This is a genomic window from Novosphingobium aureum, assembly GCF_015865035.1.
Classification (GTDB): domain Bacteria; phylum Pseudomonadota; class Alphaproteobacteria; order Sphingomonadales; family Sphingomonadaceae; genus Novosphingobium; species Novosphingobium aureum.
Window position 1 is genome coordinate 1 of sequence record NZ_JADZGI010000019.1, and the last position, 760, is coordinate 760.

Below are 760 nucleotides of genomic sequence, written 5' to 3' on the forward strand. Positions count from 1 at the left end.
GACGTATTCGATGGGGAACGATCCGACATGCAGAACTTCATAAACCAGTGCAATTCCTGGTTTACAATGTACGAAACGTCATTCCAGAACGACGTTCAGAGAGTGATCTTTATCCTCTCTTATATTTCGAACAAGGGGAAAACGGGCCAATGGAAACAGAATTATCACCGGGTTTATACGAACCCCCAGACAAAACGATTCTTCCCGCCTAGTCTTGCACAGTTTGATGCAGACTTCCAGAAAGCCTTCGGAGCCATCGAAGAGGTACAGAAGGCGCGGAAGAAAATCCAGGACGTAACCCAGGACAGGAAGGACATCGATGATTATAGCACCGAGTTCAACAACTTGGCCGGAAAGGCCCAGTACGACCGATACAGCGCGGACGGAAACGCGTTGCTCATAACCCTCTTCGAGAAAGGGTTACCCGAACATACAACCCGATACATCATCGGCGTTCGGCCGCTACCAGCGACCATTGATGAATGGCAGTCCGCTGCCTCGTACTATGAAAATACGTACAAGATATTCTTGAAACGGGACAAACCATTTGTCAAGAAAAAGGCTTGGCAAGCCTCGAACCAGAATAACGGACGCACTAGTGCTCCACAGACAACCACACCGAAAGATCCGAATGCGATGGATGTAGATCGAATGACCACCCAGGAAAGGGACGATCACATCAAGAAGGGAAAATGTTTCACCTGTCATCAGCCAGGGCATATGTCGCGAGACTGCCCGAAGAGGCCGAGGAAGCCAGCCC

At 49.7% G+C, this 760-nt stretch carries 1 protein-coding gene; it reads left to right on the plus strand.

What is annotated here, in order from left to right; translation table 11 throughout:
* Nucleotides 1-27: 27 nt before the first annotated feature.
* The coding region (locus I5E68_RS19965) for a hypothetical protein (protein WP_197167482.1) at nucleotides 28-760 on the plus strand (733 nt) is incomplete at its 3' end.